The sequence below is a fragment of the Pseudidiomarina gelatinasegens genome, from assembly GCF_004025325.1.
Taxonomy (GTDB): Bacteria; Pseudomonadota; Gammaproteobacteria; order Enterobacterales; family Alteromonadaceae; genus Pseudidiomarina; species Pseudidiomarina gelatinasegens.
In genome coordinates this window covers 245,917-270,177 of record NZ_RSFE01000001.1, presented here as the reverse complement: position 1 = coordinate 270,177, position 24,261 = coordinate 245,917, and the positions used below count along the sequence as shown (strand labels likewise).

Below are 24,261 nucleotides of genomic sequence, written 5' to 3'. Positions count from 1 at the left end.
TATGTGGAAATGGTTACATCCATACGCCAAAGGCGAAGCAACGTTTAGATTGTTAGGTGCTTGGCTACCGTGGTTGAGCGGCTTGGCACTCATCTTGGTTTCCGTGGGCCTGGTTTGGGGGCTGTTTTATGCGCCACCTGACTACCAGCAAGGTGACAGTTACCGAATTATCTTTATTCATGTACCTGCCGCCATGTTCTCGATGGGCGCCTATACCGGCATGGCCATTGCAGCGCTGATTGCATTAGTTTGGCAAATCCGCACGGCGGAATGGGCCATTGCGGCAATCGCACCTGTCGGTGCGGTGCTAACCTTCGTCGCATTGTTTACCGGCGCCGTTTGGGGCAAGCCGATGTGGGGCACCTGGTGGGAATGGGACGCGCGGCTTACGTCCGAATTGATTTTGTTGTTTCTTTATATCGGTGTGTTGGCATTGTATTACGCATTTAATGATGCGCGCACTGGGGCCAAGGCGGCGGCTATTCTGTCGCTGGTTGGTGTGGTGAATGTACCGATTATTCATTTTTCAGTGTATTGGTGGAACTCGTTGCACCAAGGCGCCACCATTACCAAGTTTTCAAAACCTTCGATGCCGCCGGAAATGTTGATTCCGCTGTTAATAAGCATCGCTGGCTTTTTGTTCCTAACGGCTGCGCTGATAACGCAGCGTTTACGTAATGAAATATTAAAGCAAGAGCTGCACCGCCCGTGGGCTATGCAACAACTGGGTGTGGAGGCCAACAATGGCGTTCAATAGTTGGCAAGAAATAATTTGGATGGATGGCTACGGGTTTTATGTGTGGCTATCGTTCGGCGTATCGATTTTAGCTGTCGGCTTGTTGGTGGTGCACGGGTTGCTCACTCGTAAAACGCTGGCACGTATGGCCGTTCAAGAACAGCAGCGGCAACAGCGGTTGGCGCGTCGTAAACAGCAAGAGCGTAGTAGGAGTAAGAGTACTAATGATTCCACGTCGTAAAAAACGCCTCGCATGGGTACTGTCGTTAATTATTGGCGTTGCCGCAGCGATAAGCTTGATTCTGTACGCGTTAACGCAAAATATTGATCTGTTCTACACCCCGTCAGAAATGGTTGATGGCAAAGGGCCCGATAAGGTGCGTCCTGAAGTTGGTCAGCGTTTACGGGTTGGCGGTATGGTGGTTGAAGGTTCGGTTAAACGCGACCCACAAACTTTGGAAGTTAGTTTCCAAGTCACCGATACCGGGCCAGAAGTTACCGTGCTGTATACCGGAATTTTACCGGATTTATTCCGTGAAGGTCAGGGCATTGTGGCGCAAGGTGTGTTGATTGAACCGCGTGTGTTAAAAGCCACTGAAGTGCTGGCGAAGCACGATGAAGAATACATGCCGCCGGAATTGGCAGAGGCCATGAAGGGCATTAAGCACGTGAATCCAAACCAACCGGACTACACCGGTTCTGATAACGACTCGAATGACGACAAAAAAGAGTCGGGGAATTACTAATGATTGCTGAATTTGGACAATTGACACTGGCGGTTGCGCTGGCGTTTTCCGTATTGTTGGCGATTTATCCTTTGTGGGGCGCGTGGCGCGGGCACAGTGGCGCAATGTTGTTGGCACGGCCGCTGGCTTACGGACAGTTTGTGTTCACCGCGCTTTCTTATGCGGCGCTAACCTACGGCTTTATCGTGAACGACTTCAGTATTTCGTATGTCGCGCACAACTCGAATACCGCGTTGCCATTGGCATATCGTATAACTGCGGTATGGGGTTCGCACGAAGGTTCATTCTTGCTGTGGATGTTGATGCAGGCCGGCTGGATAGCCGCCGTTGCGATGTTCTCACGCCGTATGCCATTAACCATGATGGCCCGCGTGTTGGCAATACTCGGCTTGATCAGTATCGGCTTCTATTTATTTATGATGAGTGTGTCGAACCCATTCGACCGCGCGCTGCCGCTTATTCCTGTTGATGGCCGCGATTTAAACCCGCTGCTGCAAGACCCCGGCATGATTGTTCATCCGCCGTTGTTGTACATGGGCTACGTTGGTTTCTCAGTTGCCTTCGCATTCGCGATAGCCGCATTAATTAGTGGCAAGTTGGATGCGTCGTGGGCACGTTGGTCGCGCCCGTGGGCAACCGCTGCTTGGTGTTTTCTCACAGTTGGCATTGCGCTGGGCAGTTGGTGGGCGTACTACGAACTTGGCTGGGGTGGCTGGTGGTTCTGGGACCCAGTTGAAAACGCAAGCTTTATGCCGTGGTTGGTGGGTACCGCATTAATTCACTCGTTGGCGGTTACTGAAAAACGCGGCGCCTTTAAATCGTGGACGGTGCTGCTGGCCATTTCCGCATTTAGCTTAAGCTTATTGGGCACGTTCCTGGTGCGTTCTGGCGTGATTGTGTCGGTGCATGCGTTTGCGACTGACCCGGCCCGCGGTCTGTTTATTCTTGGTTTGCTTGCCGTTGTTATTGGCGGTTCGTTATTGCTGTTTGCGCTGCGCGCAGGCGCGGTAAACAGCCATACCAAATATGAAGCGGTGTCACGTGAAGTGATGTTACTGGGTAACAACATTCTATTGATGGCCGCCACCTTGGTGGTGCTGCTCGGTACTTTGTTGCCATTGGTACATAAAGAACTTGGCTTAGGCTCGATTTCAATTGGCGAACCCTTCTTCAACAGCATGTTTACCTGGCTGATTGTGCCGTTTGTATTCCTGATGGGGCTTGGTCCGTTATTCCGCTGGCGTCGGCAAGAGCTCAAAGCCATTCGCAGCGATTTGATACTAGCCTTTTTGCTGGCGCTCGGATTAGGCTTGGCGCTACCGTACTTACTGGCTGATCAAGTGGTTGCGATTACCGTACTTGGTTTGGTGATGGCGCTATGGATTGTGTTAACGCTACTTACCGAGTTGAAACAACGGATTCAGCAACGTGGTCAGGGGCTGGCTAGTCTAACCAAATTGGGGCGCAGCCACTGGGGTATGGTGTTGGGTCACTTAGGCTTTGCAATAGCTTTGGTCGGTATTGCTGCGGTGAGCCAATACGAAGTGGAGCGCGATGTGCGTTTAGCTCCGGGCGAGTCGGTGCAGATTGAACAGTATCGTTTCCAATTCGACCGATTAAGCAAACAGCAAGGGCCGAACTACATTGCCGATTATGCAGAGTTTTCTGTGTATAAGAACGACCGAAAAGTCTCTGATTTAGTGACTGAGAAGCGCTTCTATACTGTGCAACGTATGAGCATGACCGAAGTAGGGTTGGACTCAGGCTTTTTACGTGACTTGTATGTCGCGTTAGGCGAACCGTTGCAAGATGCCGACAGCCCGGATGCTTGGGCGGTACGAATTTACATTAAGCCATTTGTGCGCTGGATTTGGTTAGGCGCACTTATTATGGCTCTTGGTGGCGCACTGGCGATGAGTGACAAACGCTACCGTTCACAACGCAAACAACGAGGTAGTTATGGCACAGCGTAGTCGATTGCGTTGGGTAGTGTTAGCGCTGCCCCTGTTAGCTTTTTTGTGGTTAACGATATTTCTTTTACGCGGCTTATTTTCAGACCCGACTGAGCTCAGCTCTGCGTTGGTGGGTAAGCCGGTGCCGCAGTTTGAATTGCCCGATATTTATGACACCCAAAAAATTCATACTGAAAGCGTGCTGCAAGGCCGCCCTATGTTGATGAATGTTTGGGCTACCTGGTGCCCGACGTGCCGTGCTGAACACGAATATTTAAATAAGTTAGCAGCGCAGGATGTCTACATTGTTGGGTTAAACTACAAAGACGATTCACGCGCCAAGGCTGTTAATTGGCTTAATACGCTCGGCGACCCATACCAAGTGAATCTGTTTGACGAGCGCGGTATGGTTGCGATTGACTTTGGTGTTTATGGCGCCCCGGAAACCTTTTTGATTAATGCCGAAGGCGAAGTGGTTTATCGCCACGTTGGTGACGTGAATGAGCGGGTTTGGAACAACGTGCTGGGGCCGCAATATGAACGTTTAATGGCTGATTATACTGCGGCGGGAGGTACACCATGATGCGTTCATTGTGGCTGGCTGCCGTGTTGGCATGCTTAACGGTTATCAGTGTGGCCCATGCGGTTAATCTAGAGACTTACAAGTTTGATGACCCGCAAAAAGAAGCACTGTTTCGTGAGCTTATCGACGAAATACGTTGCCCTAAATGTCAAAATCAAACCATTGGTGATTCCGATGCGGCGCTGGCAAAAGACTTGCGTGACAGAACTTATCTGATGGTACAGCAGGGTGCCAGTAAGCAAGAAGTAGTCGACTATATGGTCGCGCGCTACGGCGACTTTGCGTACTACCGTCCGCCAATGAAGCTGAGTACGCTGGTGTTGTGGCTTGGCCCTGTGCTGGTAATCGTTATCGGCGCCGGTGTTATTTTCGTGCGCGTTCGTGCGCGCAACAATGCTGAAGTGGAAATGAGCGAGCAAGAACAGCAACAACTCGATGCGTTGCGCGCTGGGAAACAACAGGATAAGTCGTCATGATTGTACATATCGCTTTAATTATCGCCGTTGCACTGGCTGGGGGCTTGTTCTTTTTGCTCATCGGCCGTCGGCAGCGTGATCAGCAACGCACACGGCTTGACGTAAACCGCGAGTTGTATGAACAGCGTAAGCTTGAGTTGGTGCAAGAACGTGAAGATGGTCTGCTGAACGAAAATGCATTTAACCGTGCGAATTCTGAATTGGATAAGCGCTTTGTTACCGAAAACTCTGAATTAGAGCAGGTGCATGATCAGCAAGTTGGGCGTCATATATGGGTGCCGGCGGTGGTTATCGTGGTGCTTACTGTGGTGCTGTATAGCTTGTTTGGTAGCTGGAGCCTGCAACGCGAGGCCGACAGTGCGTTGGAACAACTGCCTGAGCTGGGTAAAAAAGTTTTAACCAACAGTGATGCGCAAACCACCCGCGAAGAGCTGGAAACCTTTGCGTTGGGGCTGCGTCAGCGTTTGGCGAAAGAGCCTGATGATGCGGTTGCGTGGTTGGTTTATGCGCGTTCAATGAGTGCCTTGGGGCAACTCGAACAATCGATAGATGCCTACAAAAAATCATTGAGCATTGAGCCTGATCGCGTTGGCACCTTGTTGAGTTACGCGCAATTGTTACTGCAAACCGGCGATGAGAGCTTTATGCCTGAAGCCGCGCGTAAGCTGCAACGGGTGCTGGAACAAGAGCCGGGTAACGAAGAGGCCCTCTCGTTGTTAGGTTTTGTGGCGTTTCAGCGTGGCGATTGGGAACAAGCAATTACGGCGTGGGAATTATTGCTGCAACAAATTCCAGAAGCCGATGAGCGCTACCAGCCCGTTGCTAAGGCGGTTGCTGATGCCAAGCAGCGTCTTTCTGCGACAGAGCAGCAACTTACGGTAACCGTGACGGTTTCAGAAGCGGTACGTGAGCAAATTCCGGCAGGCGCAACATTGTTTGTGTATGTGCGCGCTCCAGAAGGTCCAGGTATGCCAGCAGCGGTAATTCGTCAGCCGGTGGGAGACTTCCCAGTAACCGTGACTTTATCGGATGCCAATGCCATGTTGCCTGACTACCGTATGAGTCAGTTGAACCAATGGCAGGTTATGGCACGTATATCTGCGGATGAACAAATTGATGCGGCACCAGGCGACTTTGATGCCGAACCAGTGATTATTGAACCGTCTACCGCGCAGGTAGAACTAAAAATTCAATAACGAATAACCATTAACGAATAACGATTGACGGACATCGGAGTAGTCATGAAACGAATCTTAGCTATCGCTGCAGTTGCCCTATTGGCAAGCGGTTGCGCCACCACCCCCGAAGACGATGGATGGGCGGATCAACGCGACCCGTTCGAGGACGTAAACCGTGTGGTGTGGGACTTTAACGAAGAGTTGGACGATGCAGTACTTCGTCCTACCGCCAAAGCCTACAGCAAGGTACCACAGCCGGTTCGCTCGGGTTTGCTTAACGCTGTTGAAAACCTCGATGAGGTGTCGTCGATTGTTAACAATGCCCTGCAAGGGAAAGCTGTTGATGCCGGCGTAAGTTTTTGGCGTTTCGCCATTAACAGCAGTGTTGGTATCTTAGGCCTGTTCGATGTCGCAACGGAAATCGGTATTAATCGCCGCGAAGAAGGTTTTGGCGAAGTATTAGCGTTTTACGGTGTTGGCGATGGTCCGTACTTGATGTTGCCAGCCATGGGACCAACCGTACCCGTTGATCGCGGTGGTGATGTGGTTGATGGCATGTACTTTCCGCTCGACAACCTAAATGGGCCAACCAGCGTTGCGCGTTGGGTGATTAAAGGCTTGGAAGCTCGCATTCAGGTGATGGATCTGGAACCTATGCTGGAAGACTCACTTGACCCTTATTCATTTGTGAAAGAGTCTTATTTTCAGCGCTGGCAAGACAAAGTTTACGACGGCAATCCGCCAGCACCTCCTGAAGAGGAAGAGCTGGACGAAGATTTTTACGACCAGTTTTAACCCCAGAAGCCTTGCGCCGCGCAAGGCTTCTGCGTTATAAAAGCCAGTCACTTTTATAACTTCAATAACTATAACTAAATTACTTGAGGAATATTTATGAGCCAGGCGCCTTCTAAGTCAGAACTTTGGGGTCACCCAAAGGGCCTGTATGTGCTTTTTACCGCCGAAATGTGGGAACGCTTTTCTTACTACGGCATGCGTGCACTATTAGTTTTAACCCTGGTTGCAGCAACTGAAGCAGCTAACCCTGGTTTTGGTATGACCGACGCAGAAGCGTTGTCACTGTACGGCATGTACACCGGCTTGGTTTATTTTACACCGCTTATTGGTGGCTGGTTGGCAGATAATTTCTTAGGCCAACGAAAGTCAATTCTGCTGGGTGGCCTATTAATGGCCGCAGCACAATTTACCTTGTTCGCTGCAACACCCCATAGCATTGAGTTGTTTTACGTTGGTTTAGGTATCCTGATTGCTGGTAACGGCCTATTTAAGCCGAATATCTCCACCATTGTGGGTGATCTCTATACGCAAGGCGACGCCCGTCGTGACAGTGCGTTTTCAATTTTCTACATGGGGATTAACCTCGGTGCCTTTATTGCACCGCTGATTACCTCAACGCTGGGCGAAAGTGCAGATTACGGCTGGCGCTGGGGCTACTTCGCCGCCGGTGTTGGTATGATGCTTGCTGTGATCACACAAGGCTTGTTCTTCCAAAAATACCTCGGCGATATCGGCAAAATACCAGGCGCCAAACGTGACCGCGATGCCGCTGGTGGCGTGAAAAAGCCACTGACCAAAATTGAGCACGACCGTTTACGCGTTATCTTGTTCTTGTTCGTATTTGTTACTGTATTCTGGCTCGCCTTCGAGCAAGCTGGCGGCTTAATGAACATCTATGCCGACCGCTTCACAGATCGAATGATAGGTTCCACCGAAGTGCCAGCGGGTTACTTCCAGTCATTAAACCCATTATTTATTCTGTTGTTTGCGCCATTATTCTCATTTCTTTGGATGTGGCTGCACAAGAAAGACAAGAGCCCAGATGCGCCGATTAAAGTATTTACTGGCTTAATTCTTACCTCAATTGGTTTCGTGTTCTTGATTCTCGGCTTGTTCGAAATTCAGGTAACCGGTAAAGCCAACATGATGTGGCTGGTACTTGCGTACATGTTCCATACCTTGGGTGAACTTTGTATCTCACCAGTTGGCTTGTCGTTGATGACCAAGCTAGCGCCGTTACGCCTCGCGTCACTGGTTATGGGTATCTGGTTCTTAATGCCTGCTATCGCAAGCTACTTAGCCGGTATGGTTGGTGCATTCAGCGAAGAAGCAGACAAGTATTCGTTCTCGATTAATTTAGCTCAATCGATTGGCCTTGAAGCACAGTATTCAGGATTGTTAGTCGTGTTCGGAGGTGTTGCCGTAGGGCTGTTGTTCTTTGCCGTAGTGCTGTGGTTGATTTCTGGCATGTTGGTGAACTGGATGCACGGTGCTGAACGCGCTGCACCAACCACCGCAGTTGAAGGCGTTGAGCAAGAACTTGAAGCAGTTGCCGAGCATGAAGGCTTAGGCGACAAAGCAAAAAAACAATAGGACTGTAAAGCATGGTGAAGAAAGTTGTGATTCCGGTGGCAGGTCTAGGGACTCGGATGCTGCCAGCAACCAAAGCAATTCCAAAAGAAATGCTGCCGTTGGTTGACCGGCCGTTGATTCAGTACATCGTTGAAGAATGCGCCGCTGCGGGGCTCACCGATATTATTTTGGTGACACACTCAAGCAAAGCGGCCATCGAAAACCATTTTGACTCGAATTATGAGTTGGAAGACATGCTGGGAAAACGCGCGAAAGAACAACTTTTGGCCGAAGTGCGGGCAATTTGCCCGCCTAACGTCACCATTATGGCTGTGCGCCAAGACGAAGCCAAAGGCCTAGGCCATGCGGTGCTTTGCGCGCGGCCATTGATTGATGATCAGCCGTTCGCTGTAGTGTTACCTGATGTGCTCGTGGACGCAGCAAGCTGCGACTTAGCCCGCGATAACATGGCCGAAATGGTCGCCAACTTCAATGCCTCGGGCGCAGCCCAAGTCATGGTTGAGAAAGTACCCCAAGCGTTAACCAATCAATACGGTATTGCCGACATTGATGGGGTGCAATTGCAGCCAGGTGCGCAAGCACCAATAAAACGACTGGTTGAAAAGCCACCAGTGGCTGAAGCCCCGTCGGATTTAGCCGTGGTTGGCCGTTATGTGTTTCCAGCAGCGTTGTGGGCTTTGTTAGAGCGCACACCAGTGGGTGCTGGTAATGAAATTCAATTAACCGATGCGATGGCCATGTTGCTCGAACAGCAACCGGTCAATGCGTATTACATGAAAGGTCGCAGTCACGACTGCGGTAACAAGCTTGGCTACGCACAAGCTTTTGTCGAGCACGCAATGCGGAATCCCGCAATTGCTGACGACTTCACAGCATGGCTGAAGAGCACGCTAATGTCTGCGGAGTAAATCCGTTTTTGTGAATTGTGTTTATTGAATGTGCTTTCTAAACTTTCTTGAAGCTAATTTAGGTTGATTTAGGTTAATTTAGGCTATCAAGATTGTGCACGGAGGCACGGATGAACGAAACATTTCGGGCGGAACAGGACGAGCTCGCGATTAAGATAGCGCGCTTGATACGCTTGGAGCGCGAATACCAAATGAGTCAAGAAGCGCTCTCGGAGCGCTTGTTTTGCAGCCGCGCTTCGATATCGCGACTTGAAACTGGTCACAGTGTTCGCAGTGACTATCTTTTAGCAGCGTTTGCTGAGCTCGGGCTAGCGCGACACTTTATTGAACTCATCGATAATTTGCTAGCGGCCCCTCCCGCGAAACGCGCACGTGATGAACGTCAACGCAAGTTGGATGACCTCATGGCGCCATACCTCTGAAACTCGCAAAACGATAGTGGATTAGCGCCACAACTATGGCGGTGCCTGCAAAAGAAGTCAGGGTGGGTGTGGTGGCGTGCTATAAAAATAAAGTCGTTCAGTTGCAGCAATATAGTTACAAATCGGGGCGTTATTTTGTAACTATATTGCTGCAACTGAACACCAAAATATAACAGGGGTCGCATAGCTCTTAACCGACCCCTATTTCTCTCTTAACCGCTAACGATTCGCTATTATCACTGCGCGGCGAGGGGCTGGGAAGCCTTCAATCGTTCGTGTGGAGTCTTTTGGATCTAAAAAGTCTGCTAACGACTGGCCTTGCATCCATTCGGTGGCGCGTTGTTCTTCGAGTGTGGTGACGGACTCGTCCACCACGTGGGCATTTTTAAAGCCGCAGCGCTCCATCCAATGCAGCAATGCAGCGGTGCTTGGAATAAACCACACGTTTCGCATTCTGGCGTAGGTTTCGCCTGGCACTAACACGGTATTTTCGTCGCCTTCTACCACAAGGGTTTCTAACACAAGCTCGCCGCCTGGCTTTAATTGAGCGCGCAGCTGGTTGAGAAAATCAATGGGGGAGCGGCGGTGATACAGCACACCCATGCTGAACACGGTGTCAAACGCGCGTAGTTCGGGTAAGTCTTCGACGCCTAGCGGGAACCAATGCGCACGCTCTGCAAGCTCTTTTGGCATAAAGTGGCGTATGGCCATAAACTGAGCCATAAACAGCTGGCCGGGGTCAACGCCCCAAACTTGATCCGCGCCACTCTCAAGCATGCGCCACAGGTGGTAGCCGCTACCGCAGCCGACATCTAGCACTTGGCGCCCGCTTAAGTCACCGTTGTTGCTTAAATGCGGTGCGACGCGTTGCCATTTAAAATCTGAACGCCACTCTGTATCAATGTGTACGCCGTGCAAGTTAAATGGGCCTTTGCGCCAAGGAGTAAGCTGCATCATAAGGCCGCGTATGCGGTTTTGTTGGCCTTCTGAGATGTCGTCGCTGGTAACGGTTACGGTGTCGGCTAGGCTGACATGCTGGGGCGCTAGTTCAGGTAGCTGCTCGACACAACGTAGCCATTTCGGCAATTCACCGTGCTGTTGTTCTTTTTGCCATGTTTCGAGTTGCGCAGGCAACGTCGTTAGCCAGTGTTGCAGGGGGGAATCTGCGACAGCAATAAGGTCTTTGGCAAAAAGGTTCATGGTTTCTCCGGTTATGTTGACGGCCAGTTATTTGACGGCGAGCATGGCGGCGAAATTGTAGCACTGGAACCAGACTTGGGTGTGTTCGAAGCCAATGTCGCGCAGGCGCTCATGGTGTTGCTCGAGTGTATCGACACGCATCACGTTCTCGATGGCTGCGCGTTTTTGTGCAATTTCCAGTTCGCTGTAGCCGTTGGCGCGTTTGAATTCATGGTGGATATCAACGAGTAAATCATTCATCTGGGTATCGCTGCTGCGGAATTTCTCGCTTAATAGCAACACGCCGCCGGGCTTTAAGCCGTCATAAATTTTCTTCAATAGGTCGTAGCGTTGCTCGGGCGGCACAAACTGCAACGTGAAGTTCATTGTGGCTACAGAGGCATCCTGAATTTCTGATTGCTGAATGTCTTCGCAGCGGACAATCACGGGCACGTCGCTGCGGTAGCCTTGCAGGTGAAGCTTGCAGCGTTCGACCATGGCGGCTGAATTATCTATACCAATGACGGTAACGCCACTTAAATGCTGGCTGTTTTGGCGCATTGCCAAGGTGGCAGCGCCTAGCGAGCAGCCGAGGTCATATAAGTTCGAGTCGGGCTGGGCAAAGCGTTTGGTTAGCTGACCGATGCCTTGCAGAATGCTTTGGTAGCCGGGTACAGAGCGGTTGATCATGTCGGGGAATACTTCCACCACGGTTTGATCAAATACAAAGTCGCTAACTTGTGGCAGTGGCTCGGCGAAGATTGAATCTTTTTTTATCATAGACAGGTTGAATCTTTGGCTGACGGTCAGGTGGGACATTTTAGCCTAAGGTGAGCTTAAACTAAATTTTTTCTCATTGATGCGCTTCATTCGGGCTTCAGCTACTGACAATCAGCGCCAGTCCGTTATAATGTGCTGCTTTGTAATTTCTTAATTTGTGTTAGGGACAATCCCATGCGTAGCCATTATTGTGGACAGCTTGATAGCAGCCTTGTAGACCAGTCAGTCACTCTTTGTGGTTGGGTGAATAAACGCCGTGATTTGGGCGGTTTGATTTTTATCGATATGCGCGACCGCACTGGTTTGGTGCAGGTGGTGTTTGACCCAGATCAGCAGGCGTTATTTGAAACAGCAAACAAGTTGCGTCAAGAATTCTGCATTCGATTAACCGGTACTGTCCGTGCGCGCCCTGAAAGTCAGGTGAATAAGAGCATGGCGACGGGTGCGGTTGAACTGATGGCGACCGAATTAGAGATTATTAGTCGTTCAGAGCCGCTGCCGATTGATTTCAATCAACAAGTGAGTGAAGAGCAGCGGTTGCGTTTCCGTTATTTGGACTTACGCCGTCCGAATATGAATCACAATATTCAGTTTCGCGCGAAAGTAACCAGCGCGGTGCGTCGCTTCCTTGATGACAGTGGCTTTTTAGATATTGAAACGCCAATGTTGACGCGTGCAACGCCTGAAGGTGCGCGCGATTATTTGGTGCCAAGCCGAACGCATAAGGGTAAATTCTTTGCGTTGCCGCAATCGCCGCAATTGTTTAAGCAGTTGCTGATGATGTCGGGCTTTGACCGTTACTATCAAATTGTTAAATGTTTCCGCGATGAAGACTTGCGGGCAGACCGCCAGCCTGAATTTACTCAGATTGATATTGAAACGTCGTTCATGAGTTCTGATCAGGTTATGGCTGTAACGGAGCAAATGGTCCGTGAGTTGTTTGCTGCGATGCTAAACGTTGATCTAGGCGACTTTCCGCGCATGACTTGGCACGAAGCGATGCGTCGTTTCGGCAGTGACAAGCCGGATTTGCGCAATCCGCTTGAGTTAGTTGATGTTGCGGACTTATTAAAAGACGTCGAGTTTAAGGTTTTTGCTGGGCCGGCAAATGATCCGAAAGGGCGCGTAGCGGCCTTGAAGGTGCCGGGCAAAGCGGAAGCTATTTCGCGCAAAAATATTGATGAATACACGAACTTTGTCGGCATTTATGGCGCCAAAGGCTTGGCGTGGATGAAGGTTAATGACCTTGCTGCTGGGCGTGAGGGCATCCAGTCACCGGTACTGAAATTTATTCCTGACGACGCCTTGAACGCTATTTTAGAACGCACACAGGCAGCCAACGGCGATATTATTTTCTTTGGTGCTGATAAAGCAACAACCGTTGCCGAAGCCATGGGTGCGCTGCGCTTGAAAGTGGGTCAAGACTTTGACTTGGTCAGTGACGAATGGCGCCCATTGTGGGTGGTTGATTTCCCAATGTTCGAAGAGCATGAGGGCCGCTTACATGCCATTCACCATCCATTTACAGCACCAGTTGGTGTTACGCCTGAACAGCTTAAAGCAAACCCTGAAGAAGCGCTTTCAAATGCCTATGACATGGTGTTGAACGGTGTTGAAGTAGGTGGCGGCTCGGTGCGTATTCACAATAACGAGATGCAGCAGGCTGCGTTTGAGATATTGGGCATTGGCAAAGAAGAAGCACAGGAAAAATTCGGCTTTTTGCTGGAAGCATTAAAGTACGGTACACCGCCGCATGCGGGGCTAGCTTTTGGTTTAGACCGTTTGGTGATGCTAATGGTTGGTGCCAGCTCGATTCGTGAAGTGATTGCGTTCCCGAAAACTACGACTGCGGCGTGTGTGATGACGGATGCGCCTGGGGTAGCTAACCCTGAAGCATTGGCAGAACTTAATGTTGCTGTTACGGTTAAGGACAACGACTAATAACTTATTCAGCTAGGAGCGAATCATGACCATCATACTGGGAATTGACCCAGGTTCACGCCTAACCGGCTATGGTGTGATTCGCCAATCTGGCAATCAAATCACGTATTTGGGTAGCGGCTGCATCAATGTGATGCGTAGCTTAAAAGGCGAAGCTGAACCAACACTTGCCGATAAGCTCAAGGTCATCCATGATGGTATTGCTGAGCTTATCGCGCAATTCCAACCGAATGAATTTGCGATAGAACAAGTATTTATGGCTCGTAACCCTGACTCAGCGTTAAAGTTGGGGCAGGCGCGTGGTGCTGCCATTGTTGCCGCGGCAAGCGCTGGCTTACCGGTTGCTGAATATGCAGCGCGTTTGGTGAAGCAGGCTGTGGTGGGCACGGGTGCTGCCGATAAGACGCAAGTGCAACACATGGTTATGGCCATGCTGAAGTTGCAACATAAACCGCAGGCAGATGCTGCGGACGCGTTGGCGGTGGCATTGTGTCATGCGCATACGCGAACCCAACTTATTGCTCGAAAAACAACATCAAGGGGACGTGCGTGATCGGACTACTGACGGGCACTTTGATTGCCAAACAACCACCTGAAATTTTAATCGACGTGCAAGGTGTCGGCTACGAAGTACAGATGCCGATGACGTGCCTGTATGAGCTACCTGACATTGGCGAGCAGGTGAAGGTGATCACGCATTTTGTGGTACGTGAAGACGCGCAATTATTGTATGGGTTTAATACCTTTGCGGAGCGCACCCTGTTTCGCCAATTGATTAAGGCGCAAGGTGTTGGACCGAAACTGGCGCTTACGATTATGTCTGGCATGACCGCACATCAGTTTGTGCATGCGGTTACCCATGATGACGTGACAAGTTTAGTTAAATTGCCAGGGGTAGGCCGCAAAACAGCGGAGCGCTTGGTGGTTGAAATGCGTGATCGATTGAAGAATTGGGGTACGATTACACCGGCCACCGATGCCGCGCCAATCGACTTTGGCGATATGAATCCAACCGTTAGTGCAGGCTCGCCACGTGATGATGCTTTGAGTGCGCTATTAGCTCTTGGCTATAAGCCAGCGCAAGCAGATAAAGCAGTGGCTGCGGCAGCCAAAGCGGAACCCGATGCTGCCAGCGAAGTACTTATTCGCTTCGCCCTGAAGAACATGTAAAAAAAACGAAAGCGATATTAGATATTGGATATTAGCGCGGATGTATCGATCTTCGGGTTTTACTGATATCTAATTGCTAATATCGTACTTGAGGTTTTAAATGATTGAACCAGACCGCATTAACCAACCGCAGGCCACAGTCGATGACGAGGTTATCGATCGCGCAATTCGGCCGAAGCATCTTGCCGACTACACCGGCCAGAAGCATGTGGTTGAGCAGATGGAAATCTTTATTCAAGCGGCTCGGCAGCGCGAAGAAGCGCTTGATCATTTATTGATTTTTGGCCCGCCAGGGCTAGGTAAAACCACGTTAGCCAATATTGTCGCGAATGAGTTGAACGTAAATATCCGGCAAACTTCAGGCCCTGTGCTGGAAAAGGCGGGTGATCTTGCGGCATTGTTAACCAATCTTGAAGAACACGATGTGTTGTTCATTGATGAAATTCATCGGTTGAGTCCGGTGGTTGAAGAAATTCTTTATCCAGCGATGGAAGACTATCAGTTGGATATCATGATTGGTGAAGGCCCAGCGGCGCGTTCGATTAAACTGGAATTGCCACCTTTCACGTTGATTGGTGCAACGACGCGAGCTGGCGCATTAACGTCACCGCTGCGCGATCGTTTCGGTATTGTGCAGCGCCTTGAATTCTATAACGTTGAAGAGCTGACAACGATTATTCGCCGCTCGGCGAAGTATTTGAATTTAAACCTGGAGCCTGCAGGTGCTTTGGAAATTGCGCGGCGGTCACGCGGTACACCACGGATTGCCAATCGGTTATTACGCCGTGTACGTGATTTCGCTGAAGTAAAAAACAATGGTCACATCGATGAAGTTACGGCGTCGGCAGCGCTGCTGATGGTGGATGTTGACGAAGCGGGCTTTGATTACATGGATCGCAAGTTGCTGTTGGCAATTATCGAGAAGTTTATGGGCGGGCCGGTTGGTTTAGATAATCTGGCAGCCGCAATCGGTGAAGAAAAAGATACCATTGAAGATGTATTGGAGCCGTATTTGATTCAGCAAGGCTTCTTGCAGCGTACGCCGCGCGGTCGAATTGCAACGCCCCATGCGTATGCGCACTTCGGTTTGGGGAAGGGCAACGACGATATTAGCAATTAGATATTAGCGCTGAAGTATCGGGTTTTTGGTTTTGACTAATAACTAATATCGCCTTTGAATTTAGAACAAAAAAAAGCCCGCTCAAGGAGCGGGCAAAATACAGAACAACAAGGAAGTTAAATCCAGGGAACAATAACAGGAAGAAGTGACAACCGGTCTCTTCGTATCTGGTATATGCAGCGCATTATACGGAGGCCAGACCAGCTTTCAAACGAGAAAAATTGTATTTCACATTACTTTTACTAATGAGTTGATGTTTGAGCTGGTTAAAAATTATTCTCACATAAATTGGTCTGACCAAGTTTAGCCCCGAATATTAAGGGTTTTGTAAAAATTGGTCAGATCGTTAAGATGAAAAAATATCTGGTGTAAAATTGAACAAGTTAACATTTGAATGGCCGATACGGGTTTATTACGAAGACACAGATGCTGGCGGTATCGTTTATTATGCCAACTATCTCAAATTCCTTGAGCGAGCACGTACAGAATGGCTACGCTCCCTAGGGATTGAACAAAATACTTGGCTTGAACACCGTATTGGTTTTGTTGTGCGTCAGGTGCAAATGGATTTGATTGCGCCGGCTCGGTTTAATGATGAACTGACGGTGACTGTTGTGGTCGAACGCCTCGGGAAGGCTTCGGTGGTTTTTTCGCAGCAGGTACTGCATAGCGATGGAAGAATTTTTTGTGAGGCGCAGATTAAAGCAGCCTGTGTGAATTTGGGGCAATCGGGTGAATCTGTGAGAGCAGTGCCTATGCCAATGGAGATTTTTGAGGTGTTGAAACGTGCAAACTGAATTATCGATAACCGCGCTTATTTTAGAGGCTAGCATTGTTGTTCAGCTGGTGATGTTGTTACTGCTGGGCTTTTCAGTGGTGGGTTGGATGATGATTTTTCAACGCGCAAAAGTATTAAAAACTGCGTCACAGAGTGCTTTGCAGTTTGAAGACAGGTTTTGGTCTGGCGTTGATTTAGCGCGCTTGTTCCAAGAGGTTTCAGCACGAGCCCAGAATGCTTCAGGCATGGAAAAGCTGTTTCACGCGGGCTTTAAAGAGTTTGCACGGTTGCGCAACAACCAGGGGCTGGATCAACAGCAAGTGCTGGATGCGTCGTACCGCGCGATGCGCGTGGTGCATTCACGCGAACTGGACCGCTTAGAAAGCAATTTGTCATTTCTGGCCACCATCGGCTCGATAAGCCCTTATGTGGGTTTGTTCGGTACGGTGTGGGGCATCATGAACGCATTTATTGGTTTGGGTGCTGTGCAACAGGCAACCTTGGCCATGGTGGCGCCAGGTATTGCAGAGGCGTTGATTGCGACCGCAATGGGCCTATTTGCTGCGATTCCTGCTGTTATCGCGTACAACCGCTTTACGTATCGGGTAGAAAAAGTTGATAACCAATACGTGAACTTTATGGATGAGCTAATGGCCATTTTGCAGCGCCAAGGTTCACAAGTTAAAGCGAGCAAGCCGGCATGATGACGGTGACGCGCAGACGCCGTAAACAGGTGTCCGAGATTAATGTGGTACCCTACATAGACGTTATGCTGGTGCTGCTAATCATTTTCATGGTTACCGCACCGCTGATTACGCAAGGGGTGAAGGTTGATTTACCGAAGGCTTCAGCGGAACCGCTTGATCCTGAAAGTAAGCCACCCATTGTGGTTAGTGTTGATAAAGACGGGAACTATTTTTTAAGTACCGCCAATGACCCGAATGATGCAATTGACGTGGTTGATTTGGCAGTGGCGGTGCAAGCTGAGTTGCAAGTAAGCCCTGAACGACCGGTGGTGGTGAAGGGGGACGGTGCGGTACAATACAACCAAGTGGTTCAATTGATGGTATTGTTGCAACGTGCAGGCGTACCTCAAGTTGGTTTGATGACGGATAATTCGGCAGGTGAGCAGTAGTGGCAAAGAAAGGTTGGTCGTGGCCAAGTGAGTGGACAGTTCCGCTGGCACTTTCTGTGTTGGTGCATGTTGTCATCGTCGGATTAATGATATTTGGTATGAACTTTAAAATGCCATTTGATAAAACGCCGCTCCAGGTTGAATTAGCGACGCCGGACGAACCGCAACCGGATAACCGGGAAATTGTGCAAGCCGTTACGGTTGATCAAGCCGCTGTTGAGCAACGGGTTAATGAAATTCGCGAGCGTGAACGCCAGCAAGATATAGCTGAAAAACGCCGCCAGGAAGAATTAGAACGGCGTGCAGTTGAAGCGCGCAAAGCCCGTGAAGCGGAACAGCAACGTTTACGCGAGTTACAGCAAGAACAAGAAGCTGAACGGCGCAAGTTAGAACAAGAAAAAGCGGCGGCCCAGAAGCAACGCGAAGAAGCCGAACAGGCTGCAGCCGCAGCAGCGGAACGCCGCAAACGCGAAGAAGCAGCGGCGGCTAAAGCTGAAGCAGAACGCAAGCGTAAAGAAGAAGAGGCGCGTAAGGCGGAAGCTGAGCGGAAAAAACGTGAGCAGGAAGCGCGCGAGCGCGCTGAGCGCGAACGCCAGTTGCAAGAAGAGCTGGAGCGCGAGTCACAAGAACGCGCATCGGCGCGCCGGCAACAAGTTCAGAGTGAAGTCGACCGCTACTCAGCACTGATTCGAAATACTGTGACACGCAACTGGATTGTTGATGATTCGATGCGTGGTAAAGAATGCCGATTAAACATCACCTTGGCGCGGAGTGGTTTTGTGACTTCTGTCAGCGAAGGCGAAGGGGACCGCGCGGTTTGTGAGTCTGCACGCCGTGCAATTCTAAAAGTAGGCACGTTACCTATGTCGAAAGACCCCGATGTTTATGAACAAATGAAAGACATTACTTTTCCTTTTAAAGCGGAATAAATAAAGAAGCTTATGATGAAAAAACTGCTAATTTGTGTTGTAGCCGCTGCGGGCATGCTTATTGCGAGCCAGCAAGCGCGAGCGTCGCTCGAGATTGTTATCACCGGCGGAGTTGATTCCGCACGGCCGATTGCTGTGGTGCCATTCCAATGGAAAGGCACAGGCCCAAAACCCGACGGATTAACCGAGGTGGTGGCTGCCGACTTAATGCGCAGCGGGAAATTTAACCCGATTCCAATTACAGCGATGCCGCAGCAACCGACTAGCTCAGCGGAGATCGACTACACTGAATGGGCAAGTTTAGGCGTAGAAGCAGTTTTGGTGGGAACCATCGAACCGCATTCAATGGACCGGTATACGGTGTCGTTTGAAATTGTTGATATCTTGCGCGGGCAAATTACCAGTGGCACTCAGGTGCTACGCAATGGCCAGTTAGTGACGTCAGAAGATCATATTCTGGACGCGCGCTCTAGTGTGATTTCAGGTGATCAGTTCCGCCAATATTCGCACCGTATTTCAGATATTTTTTACGAAACCTTAACCGGCCAACGCGGTGCGTTTATGACACGTATAGCGTATGTTACTGTTAATCATAACTTAGATAAGCCGTATGAATTGGTTGTTGCGGATTATGATGGCTACAATGAACGTGTACTGTTACGTAGCCCTGAGCCGCTGATGTCGCCGTCATGGTCGCCAGATGGCAATAAATTGGCTTATGTCAGTTTTGAGAATAAAAAACCAGAGATTTTCATTCAAGACATCTATACTCGTAGTAGAGAACGGATTACGAATTTCCCTGGTATCAACAGCAGTCCAGTGTTTTCGCCTGATGGCAAAAGTATGGCAATGGTTCTTTCGAAAGATGGCAACCCTGAGTTGTATGTGATGGATTTGGCAAGTAAGCGGTTACGTCGTATTACCAACCATCACGCTATTGATACGGAACCAAGTTGGTCGCCAGATAGTAACTCGCTGATTTTTACGTCAGAAAGGGGTGGAAGACCGCAACTTTATAGCGTAAATTTAAGTGCAGGCCAAGTTCGCCGATTAACCTTTGAAGGTGAGCAGAACTTGGGGGGAACGTATTCGCCAGATGGTAAGCAAGTGATTATGGTAAACCGTACACAGGGGAACTATCACATTGCGCGCCAAGATTATCCAAACGGTACCATGCAAGTTTTAACGCAAACCGCTTTGGATGAGTCGCCAAGTCTGGCTCCTAATGGCAGTATGGTGATTTACAGCACCACCCATAATAACCAGCAGGTGTTAGCGCTGGTTTCGGTAGATGGACGGTTTAAAGCGCGTCTACCGGCGCGCGAAGGTGAAGTTAAATCACCGTCGTGGTCACCATTTTTACGTTAGAAAATGTGTTTAACATTGAAAGTTTAATCACTTACATGAAAGAAAGGAACGCGGATATGAACGCAAATAAAGCCTTAAAAAGTCTGTTCATTGCAGTACCTATGCTGACTTTAGCAGCATGTAGCTCTAACCAAGGTGCTGAAGAAGCTGTTGACCAGCAAACGAATCAACAACAGGAACAACAGCAAGACCAATCAGGTGTTGATGTTGGCGCAGTAGAGCGTCAGAAAACTCCTGAAGAAATTCGTGCTGAAAAAGTTGCTGAATTACGTCAAGAAAACATGGTTTTCTTTGCATTTGACGATTCACGTATCTCTTCTGAGTACGCACAAGTACTTGCTGCACACGCGGATTTCTTAGTTGAAAACCCAAATGTAACTGTGACTGTTGAAGGTCACTGTGACGAGCGTGGCACGCCAGAATACAACATTGCATTAGGTGAGCGTCGTGCGAAAGCTGTTGCTCAGTACTTGCAAAACTTGGGCGTAAGTTCAAGCCAGGTTACAACCGTTTCTTACGGTGAAGAAAAGCCGTTAATTAACGCTTCAAACAATGACGCCTACGCGAAAAACCGCCGCGGTGTACTCGTTTACTAAGTAACTGGTTGAGCCAATGCAAAAAGTAATATTAGTATTGGCCTTTCTGATTCCCGGTGTCCTGCATGCGCAGGCACCGGTTTCTAAGTTAGGCAGTGGTTCTCTCGAAGAACGTTTAAATCAACTTGAACGTGTCATGGATGCCCGTAATTCGGCACAGATGGCGCTTCTTGATCAAATGTCGCAAATGCAAGATGAGGTTGCTGATCTTCGTGGTAAAACCGAAGAGCACGCGTATCAAATCGAGCAAATTCTTCAGCGTCAGCGCGAAATCTACCAAGAAATTGACCGCCGCTTAGCTGCGCAGCCACAATCGCAGTCGCAATCGCCAAAGGTTGACCCGACGCCGGTTTCGGCAACCAGCGCCTATTCATCCGATGTTTCTGAAAATGATGCCTACGAGCAAGCGATTCAGTTGGTTCTGCGCGACAAACGCTATGATGCCGCTGTACCTGCCTTTGAGTCATTTATCAAAAACTATCCAGACTCAACCTATGTGCCAAATGCACATTATTGGTTAGGGCAATTGCTATTTGCTGAAAGCAAATATGACCAAGCGAAGGTTCACTTCTCGACCGTCGTGACCGATTTTCCTGATAGCAACAAGCGCGGCGATTGTATTCTGAAGCTCGGCATTATCGCTCAGCAGCAGAATCAAACTGAACAGGCGCGTGAGTTATACAATCAGGTCATCACCGAATATGCGGATTCGACTGAAGCCGGTTTGGCTCGCAAACGGTTATCGAATTTGTAAATATCCTGTAGAAAAATCGGCGAAACGTTCGCAAATTGAGCAAACGCACCCGATTCCTTCAATTTACAGTTGCAACGAGCGGCTTTTTAAGTAAACTATGCCGCCGTTGCCACTGATAAGTGCGCAGCAAGATAGTGATGGGTTGTTAGCTCAGTTGGTAGAGCAGTTGACTTTTAATCAATTGGTCGCAGGTTCGAATCCTGCACAACCCACCAATCACTCTCAACTTCTTCAAAAATTTATAGTGGGTTGTTAGCTCAGTTGGTAGAGCAGTTGACTTTTAATCAATTGGTCGCAGGTTCGAATCCTGCACAACCCACCACTATTTTCCCCCTGCAAGATTTTGATTTATACTACCGCAACTTTTTCTATGCACTGAAGTGGTACCATGAGCATTACGGCAGAAATTCAAGCACGGGTGATTGATAGTTTTGACTATCCGTTCCCGCCAAAACCAAAAGTTTTAACCGACGCGCAAAAGGCAGAATACATCGCCCGCATTAAGCAATTATTGCAGGAAAAAAATGCGGTGTTGGTTGCTCATTATTATACTGACCCTGAAATTCAGGCGTTAGCTGAGGAAACCGGCGGTTGTGTTGCTGACTCACTCGAAATGGCGCGCTTTGGCGCGCAGCATAAAGCAGAAACATTAATTGTTGCTGGCGTTAAGTTCATGGGCGAAACCGCCAAAATATTAACGCCGAACAAGCGCGTATTAATGCCCACTTTAGAGGCGACCTGCTCACTTGATCTGGGTTGCCCAATTGAAGAATTCTCCAAGTTTTGTGATGAGCACCCTGATCGTACGGTGGTGGTGTATGCCAACACCTCGGCCGCTGTTAAAGCGCGTGCCGACTGGGTGGTTACTTCAAGCATTGCGTTGGAAGTTGTTGATCACCTGGATGCTAATGGTGAGAAGATTTTGTGGGGGCCGGACAAGCATTTAGGTGCGTACATTCAGAAGCAAACCGGTGCTGACATGATTATGTGGCAGGGCGCCTGTATTGTGCATGATGAATTTAAGATGAAGGCGCTTGAAGATCTCAAACGCGTTTATCCGGAAGCTGCTATTTTAGTGCACCCAGAGTCACCACAGGCGGTGGTTGAATTAGCGGATGCGGTGGGGTCTACGTCGCAACTGATTAAAGCCAGCCAAGAATTGCCGAATGAAACCTTTATTGTGGCAACGGACCGCGGCATTTTTTACAAAATGCAGCAATTGTCACCGAACAAGCACTTCATTGAAGCACCAACAGCTGGTAACGGCGCAACCTGCCGCAGCTGTGCGCATTGCCCCTGGATGGCAATGAATGGTCTTGTAGCTATCGCTGAGGCACTAGAGAGCGGTGGTGCAGGCCATGAGGTTCATGTGGATGCTGCGCTTGCTGAGCGCGCGTTGAAGCCTCTGAACCGAATGCTGCAATTCAAAGGCTAATAAAACCCGTTGTTCGTTATTCGATCGCTTTGCTTGTCGTTGTTCGTTCACACCAACGATTAACCAATAACGATTAACGATTAAAGCGTTGGGTGCTTTAGAACGTAACCGGTCGCGCGCATCAGTTTGTTGCTTAAACGCTTGCTGCCGCGCGGCCCGACTTTATCGGTGCGTTTTAGATTGTCGATGGAAACGCCAAGGCGTGTGGCCATGCGTTGATAAGCATCGGCTTGCAACAATGGCTCATCATCAGTAACCAGATAAACCGGCGCATTGTGTGCAGGGTTTTCCAATAGATACGCAATAAATCCCGCAATATCGTCGCTATGAATGCGATTCGTCCACGCTGGCGTAATTACGGCCGAGCCTTCGCGTAATTGTTGCTGAAGCCGCTCACGACCCGAACCATAAATGCCCGAACACCGCAAAATACTGACAGCCGCCGGGCTGCCTTGAATCACTTGTTCAGCCTGTAACAGCATTTCACCGCTGTCACTGTCAGGTTTGGTTGGGCTGGTTTCGTCAACCCATTCACCATTGCGATGGCCATATACGCCTGTGCTGGAGATATAAAGTACCCGTGGTGGATTTGCCAGCTGATGCAATAGGTGTTGCAGGTGCCGACAGGGCACTACATAACCTTGGTGATAACCTTCGCGGCTGTAATCCGATGGTGTGAGTGTAACCACAATCGCATCGAACTCATGCGCTAATAAAGCGCTCAATTCACGTTCGTTGTTAGCATCTGCCGCAACAACCTCAACGCCGTTGATGGCCGGTTTGCGATCTGGATGTCTGCAGGCACCAACAACTTGCCAGCCCGCTGCCACCATAAGTTGCGCTGTACGCTGCGCGATGTCCCCATAACCTAAGAATAGTACTTTAGCCTGACTCATACCGCTCCTAACCAAACATCGAGAAATAACATCACCACCAAACCAACCATCAAACCTGCGGTAGCGCGGCTGTGATGACCGTGGCGGTGGGTTTCTGGAATAATTTCATGGCTAATAACAAATAACATGGCACCAGCCGCGAAAACCAGCCCCCAAGGTAATAGCAATTCGGAAATGTTGACGAAAACTCCGCCAAACAAGCCACCAATCGGTTCAATTAAGCCAGTCAAAGAGGCTACGCCAAATGCCAGCAATCGGGAATAGCCAACGGCGACCAGGCCAACAGCAACTGCCAGCCCTTCGGGTAAATTCTGCAAGCCGATCCCCAAAGCTAACGAGAATGCGGTTTCTTGTTGGCCACTGCCATAGGCAACGCCAACGGCTAAGCCTTCGGGAAAATTATGAATGGCGATGGCGAATATAAACAACCACACACCCGCTATTTTATCTGTGTTTGGACCTTCGGGGCCGCTAATAAAATGGCGGTGAGGCAGTAACCGATCAAGCAAGAAAATAGCGACAGCGCCGAGTAGAATACCGGCTACAGCAATGGCTGCCGGTAAGGGGCCTGCGCCATATATTTCGGTAGAAATATCGATTGAAGGAATGATCAGAGAGAAGAACGAAGCGGCTAGCATGACGCCAGCCGCAAAACCTAACAAGGTGTCGTTAAAGCGCTCTGAAGGCTTTTTACCGACTAAAATAGGAAGCGCGCCTACGGCCGTGAGTCCACCGGTTACGGTACTGGCTATCAATGCCGTAAGCACTAAATCCATTGTGTTAGTTCCTTA

Annotated in this window: 27 protein-coding genes and 2 tRNA genes; 25 read left to right on the top strand and 4 right to left on the bottom strand. The window is 49.5% G+C overall.

Going from position 1 to position 24,261, the window contains the following annotated elements; translation table 11 throughout:
• Position 1 precedes the first annotated feature (1 nt).
• The 11 genes from EGC76_RS01355 (at position 2) to EGC76_RS01305 (ending at position 9,389) form a co-directional block, all read left to right on the top strand.
• The gene (locus tag EGC76_RS01355; RefSeq protein ID WP_128351220.1) at positions 2-757 is read left to right on the top strand and encodes a heme ABC transporter permease; all 756 of its coding nucleotides are present in this window, start codon (positions 2-4) and stop codon (positions 755-757) included.
• Positions 744-977, top strand: a complete 234-nt coding sequence (ccmD, locus tag EGC76_RS01350; RefSeq protein ID WP_128351219.1) for a heme exporter protein CcmD — start codon at positions 744-746, stop codon at positions 975-977. The genes EGC76_RS01355 and ccmD overlap by 14 nt, the downstream gene beginning before the upstream one ends.
• Positions 961-1,482 (top strand): cytochrome c maturation protein CcmE, encoded by a 522-nt coding sequence (gene ccmE / locus EGC76_RS01345; protein WP_128351218.1) that lies wholly within the window; start codon positions 961-963, stop codon positions 1,480-1,482. The genes ccmD and ccmE overlap by 17 nt, the downstream gene beginning before the upstream one ends.
• Positions 1,482-3,455 (top strand): heme lyase CcmF/NrfE family subunit, encoded by a 1,974-nt coding sequence (locus tag EGC76_RS01340; RefSeq protein WP_128351217.1) that lies wholly within the window; start codon positions 1,482-1,484, stop codon positions 3,453-3,455. Before ccmE ends, EGC76_RS01340 begins: the two co-directional genes overlap by 1 nt.
• Entirely contained in the window at positions 3,442-4,017 is a 576-nt protein-coding gene (locus EGC76_RS01335) for a DsbE family thiol:disulfide interchange protein (protein WP_128351216.1), read from the top strand. Before EGC76_RS01340 ends, EGC76_RS01335 begins: the two co-directional genes overlap by 14 nt.
• Positions 4,014-4,493, top strand: a complete 480-nt coding sequence (locus EGC76_RS01330; RefSeq protein WP_246013863.1) for a cytochrome c-type biogenesis protein — start codon at positions 4,014-4,016, stop codon at positions 4,491-4,493. Before EGC76_RS01335 ends, EGC76_RS01330 begins: the two co-directional genes overlap by 4 nt.
• Complete coding sequence (ccmI, locus tag EGC76_RS01325) at positions 4,490-5,689, top strand: c-type cytochrome biogenesis protein CcmI (protein ID WP_128351215.1); 1,200 nt, start codon at positions 4,490-4,492, stop codon at positions 5,687-5,689. The genes EGC76_RS01330 and ccmI overlap by 4 nt, the downstream gene beginning before the upstream one ends.
• 45 nt (positions 5,690-5,734) lie before the next feature.
• Positions 5,735-6,466 carry an MlaA family lipoprotein gene (locus EGC76_RS01320; protein ID WP_128351214.1) on the top strand — a complete coding sequence of 244 codons (732 nt, stop codon included), beginning with the start codon at positions 5,735-5,737 and terminating at the stop codon, positions 6,464-6,466.
• Positions 6,467-6,562: 96 nt separating this feature from the next.
• Positions 6,563-8,059 carry a peptide MFS transporter gene (locus EGC76_RS01315; protein ID WP_128351213.1) on the top strand — a complete coding sequence of 499 codons (1,497 nt, stop codon included), beginning with the start codon at positions 6,563-6,565 and terminating at the stop codon, positions 8,057-8,059.
• Positions 8,060-8,070: 11 nt separating this feature from the next.
• Entirely contained in the window at positions 8,071-8,967 is an 897-nt protein-coding gene (galU, locus tag EGC76_RS01310) for a UTP--glucose-1-phosphate uridylyltransferase GalU (RefSeq protein WP_128351212.1), read from the top strand.
• A gap of 110 nt (positions 8,968-9,077) precedes the next feature.
• Entirely contained in the window at positions 9,078-9,389 is a 312-nt protein-coding gene (locus EGC76_RS01305; protein WP_128351211.1) for a helix-turn-helix domain-containing protein, read from the top strand.
• 219 nt (positions 9,390-9,608) lie between these two features.
• Here EGC76_RS01305 and cmoB read toward each other — a convergent pair whose 3' ends face one another.
• Complete coding sequence (cmoB, locus tag EGC76_RS01300) at positions 9,609-10,589, bottom strand: tRNA 5-methoxyuridine(34)/uridine 5-oxyacetic acid(34) synthase CmoB (protein ID WP_128351210.1); 981 nt, start codon at positions 10,587-10,589, stop codon at positions 9,609-9,611.
• Positions 10,590-10,616: 27 nt separating this feature from the next.
• The gene (gene cmoA / locus EGC76_RS01295; RefSeq protein ID WP_128351209.1) at positions 10,617-11,348 is read right to left on the bottom strand and encodes a carboxy-S-adenosyl-L-methionine synthase CmoA; all 732 of its coding nucleotides are present in this window, start codon (positions 11,346-11,348) and stop codon (positions 10,617-10,619) included.
• 174 nt (positions 11,349-11,522) lie between these two features.
• Here cmoA and aspS point away from each other — a divergent pair, with 174 nt between their 5' ends.
• From aspS to nadA, 14 genes are all read left to right on the top strand, one after another.
• Positions 11,523-13,289, top strand: a complete 1,767-nt coding sequence (aspS, locus tag EGC76_RS01290; protein ID WP_128351208.1) for an aspartate--tRNA ligase — start codon at positions 11,523-11,525, stop codon at positions 13,287-13,289.
• A gap of 25 nt (positions 13,290-13,314) precedes the next feature.
• Positions 13,315-13,842 (top strand): crossover junction endodeoxyribonuclease RuvC, encoded by a 528-nt coding sequence (gene ruvC / locus EGC76_RS01285; protein ID WP_128351207.1) that lies wholly within the window; start codon positions 13,315-13,317, stop codon positions 13,840-13,842.
• Positions 13,839-14,459, top strand: a complete 621-nt coding sequence (gene ruvA, locus EGC76_RS01280) for a Holliday junction branch migration protein RuvA (RefSeq protein WP_128351206.1) — start codon at positions 13,839-13,841, stop codon at positions 14,457-14,459. Before ruvC ends, ruvA begins: the two co-directional genes overlap by 4 nt.
• Positions 14,460-14,559: 100 nt before the next feature.
• Positions 14,560-15,579: a Holliday junction branch migration DNA helicase RuvB gene (gene ruvB, locus EGC76_RS01275; RefSeq protein WP_128351205.1), complete on the top strand. Its 1,020-nt coding sequence runs from the start codon at positions 14,560-14,562 to the stop codon at positions 15,577-15,579.
• Between the two features lie 374 nt (positions 15,580-15,953).
• Positions 15,954-16,376, top strand: a complete 423-nt coding sequence (gene ybgC, locus EGC76_RS01270) for a tol-pal system-associated acyl-CoA thioesterase (RefSeq protein WP_128351204.1) — start codon at positions 15,954-15,956, stop codon at positions 16,374-16,376.
• Positions 16,366-17,061 (top strand): protein TolQ, encoded by a 696-nt coding sequence (gene tolQ, locus EGC76_RS01265; RefSeq protein WP_128351203.1) that lies wholly within the window; start codon positions 16,366-16,368, stop codon positions 17,059-17,061. The genes ybgC and tolQ overlap by 11 nt, the downstream gene beginning before the upstream one ends.
• Positions 17,058-17,492, top strand: a complete 435-nt coding sequence (gene tolR, locus EGC76_RS01260) for a protein TolR (RefSeq protein WP_128351202.1) — start codon at positions 17,058-17,060, stop codon at positions 17,490-17,492. Before tolQ ends, tolR begins: the two co-directional genes overlap by 4 nt.
• Positions 17,492-18,421, top strand: a complete 930-nt coding sequence (tolA, locus tag EGC76_RS01255; RefSeq protein WP_246013862.1) for a cell envelope integrity protein TolA — start codon at positions 17,492-17,494, stop codon at positions 18,419-18,421. Before tolR ends, tolA begins: the two co-directional genes overlap by 1 nt.
• 15 nt (positions 18,422-18,436) lie before the next feature.
• The gene (gene tolB, locus EGC76_RS01250; RefSeq protein ID WP_128351201.1) at positions 18,437-19,789 is read left to right on the top strand and encodes a Tol-Pal system beta propeller repeat protein TolB; all 1,353 of its coding nucleotides are present in this window, start codon (positions 18,437-18,439) and stop codon (positions 19,787-19,789) included.
• 56 nt (positions 19,790-19,845) lie between these two features.
• Complete coding sequence (gene pal, locus EGC76_RS01245; RefSeq protein ID WP_128351200.1) at positions 19,846-20,385, top strand: peptidoglycan-associated lipoprotein Pal; 540 nt, start codon at positions 19,846-19,848, stop codon at positions 20,383-20,385.
• A gap of 16 nt (positions 20,386-20,401) precedes the next feature.
• Positions 20,402-21,139, top strand: coding sequence for a tol-pal system protein YbgF (ybgF, locus tag EGC76_RS01240; RefSeq protein ID WP_128351199.1), 738 nt, complete (start codon positions 20,402-20,404; stop codon positions 21,137-21,139).
• 139 nt (positions 21,140-21,278) lie between these two features.
• Positions 21,279-21,354, top strand: a tRNA-Lys gene (locus tag EGC76_RS01235).
• 31 nt (positions 21,355-21,385) lie between these two features.
• Positions 21,386-21,461 (top strand) — tRNA-Lys (locus tag EGC76_RS01230).
• Positions 21,462-21,527: 66 nt separating this feature from the next.
• The gene (nadA, locus tag EGC76_RS01225; RefSeq protein WP_164876769.1) at positions 21,528-22,574 is read left to right on the top strand and encodes a quinolinate synthase NadA; all 1,047 of its coding nucleotides are present in this window, start codon (positions 21,528-21,530) and stop codon (positions 22,572-22,574) included.
• A gap of 80 nt (positions 22,575-22,654) precedes the next feature.
• Here the strand turns inward: nadA and EGC76_RS01220 are convergent, their stop codons facing one another.
• Together EGC76_RS01220 and EGC76_RS01215 are read right to left on the bottom strand one after the other, a co-directional pair.
• Positions 22,655-23,470 (bottom strand): SDR family oxidoreductase, encoded by an 816-nt coding sequence (locus tag EGC76_RS01220; protein WP_128351198.1) that lies wholly within the window; start codon positions 23,468-23,470, stop codon positions 22,655-22,657.
• Positions 23,467-24,246, bottom strand: a complete 780-nt coding sequence (locus tag EGC76_RS01215; RefSeq protein WP_128351197.1) for a ZIP family metal transporter — start codon at positions 24,244-24,246, stop codon at positions 23,467-23,469. The genes EGC76_RS01220 and EGC76_RS01215 overlap by 4 nt, the downstream gene beginning before the upstream one ends.
• Positions 24,247-24,261 lie beyond the last annotated feature (15 nt).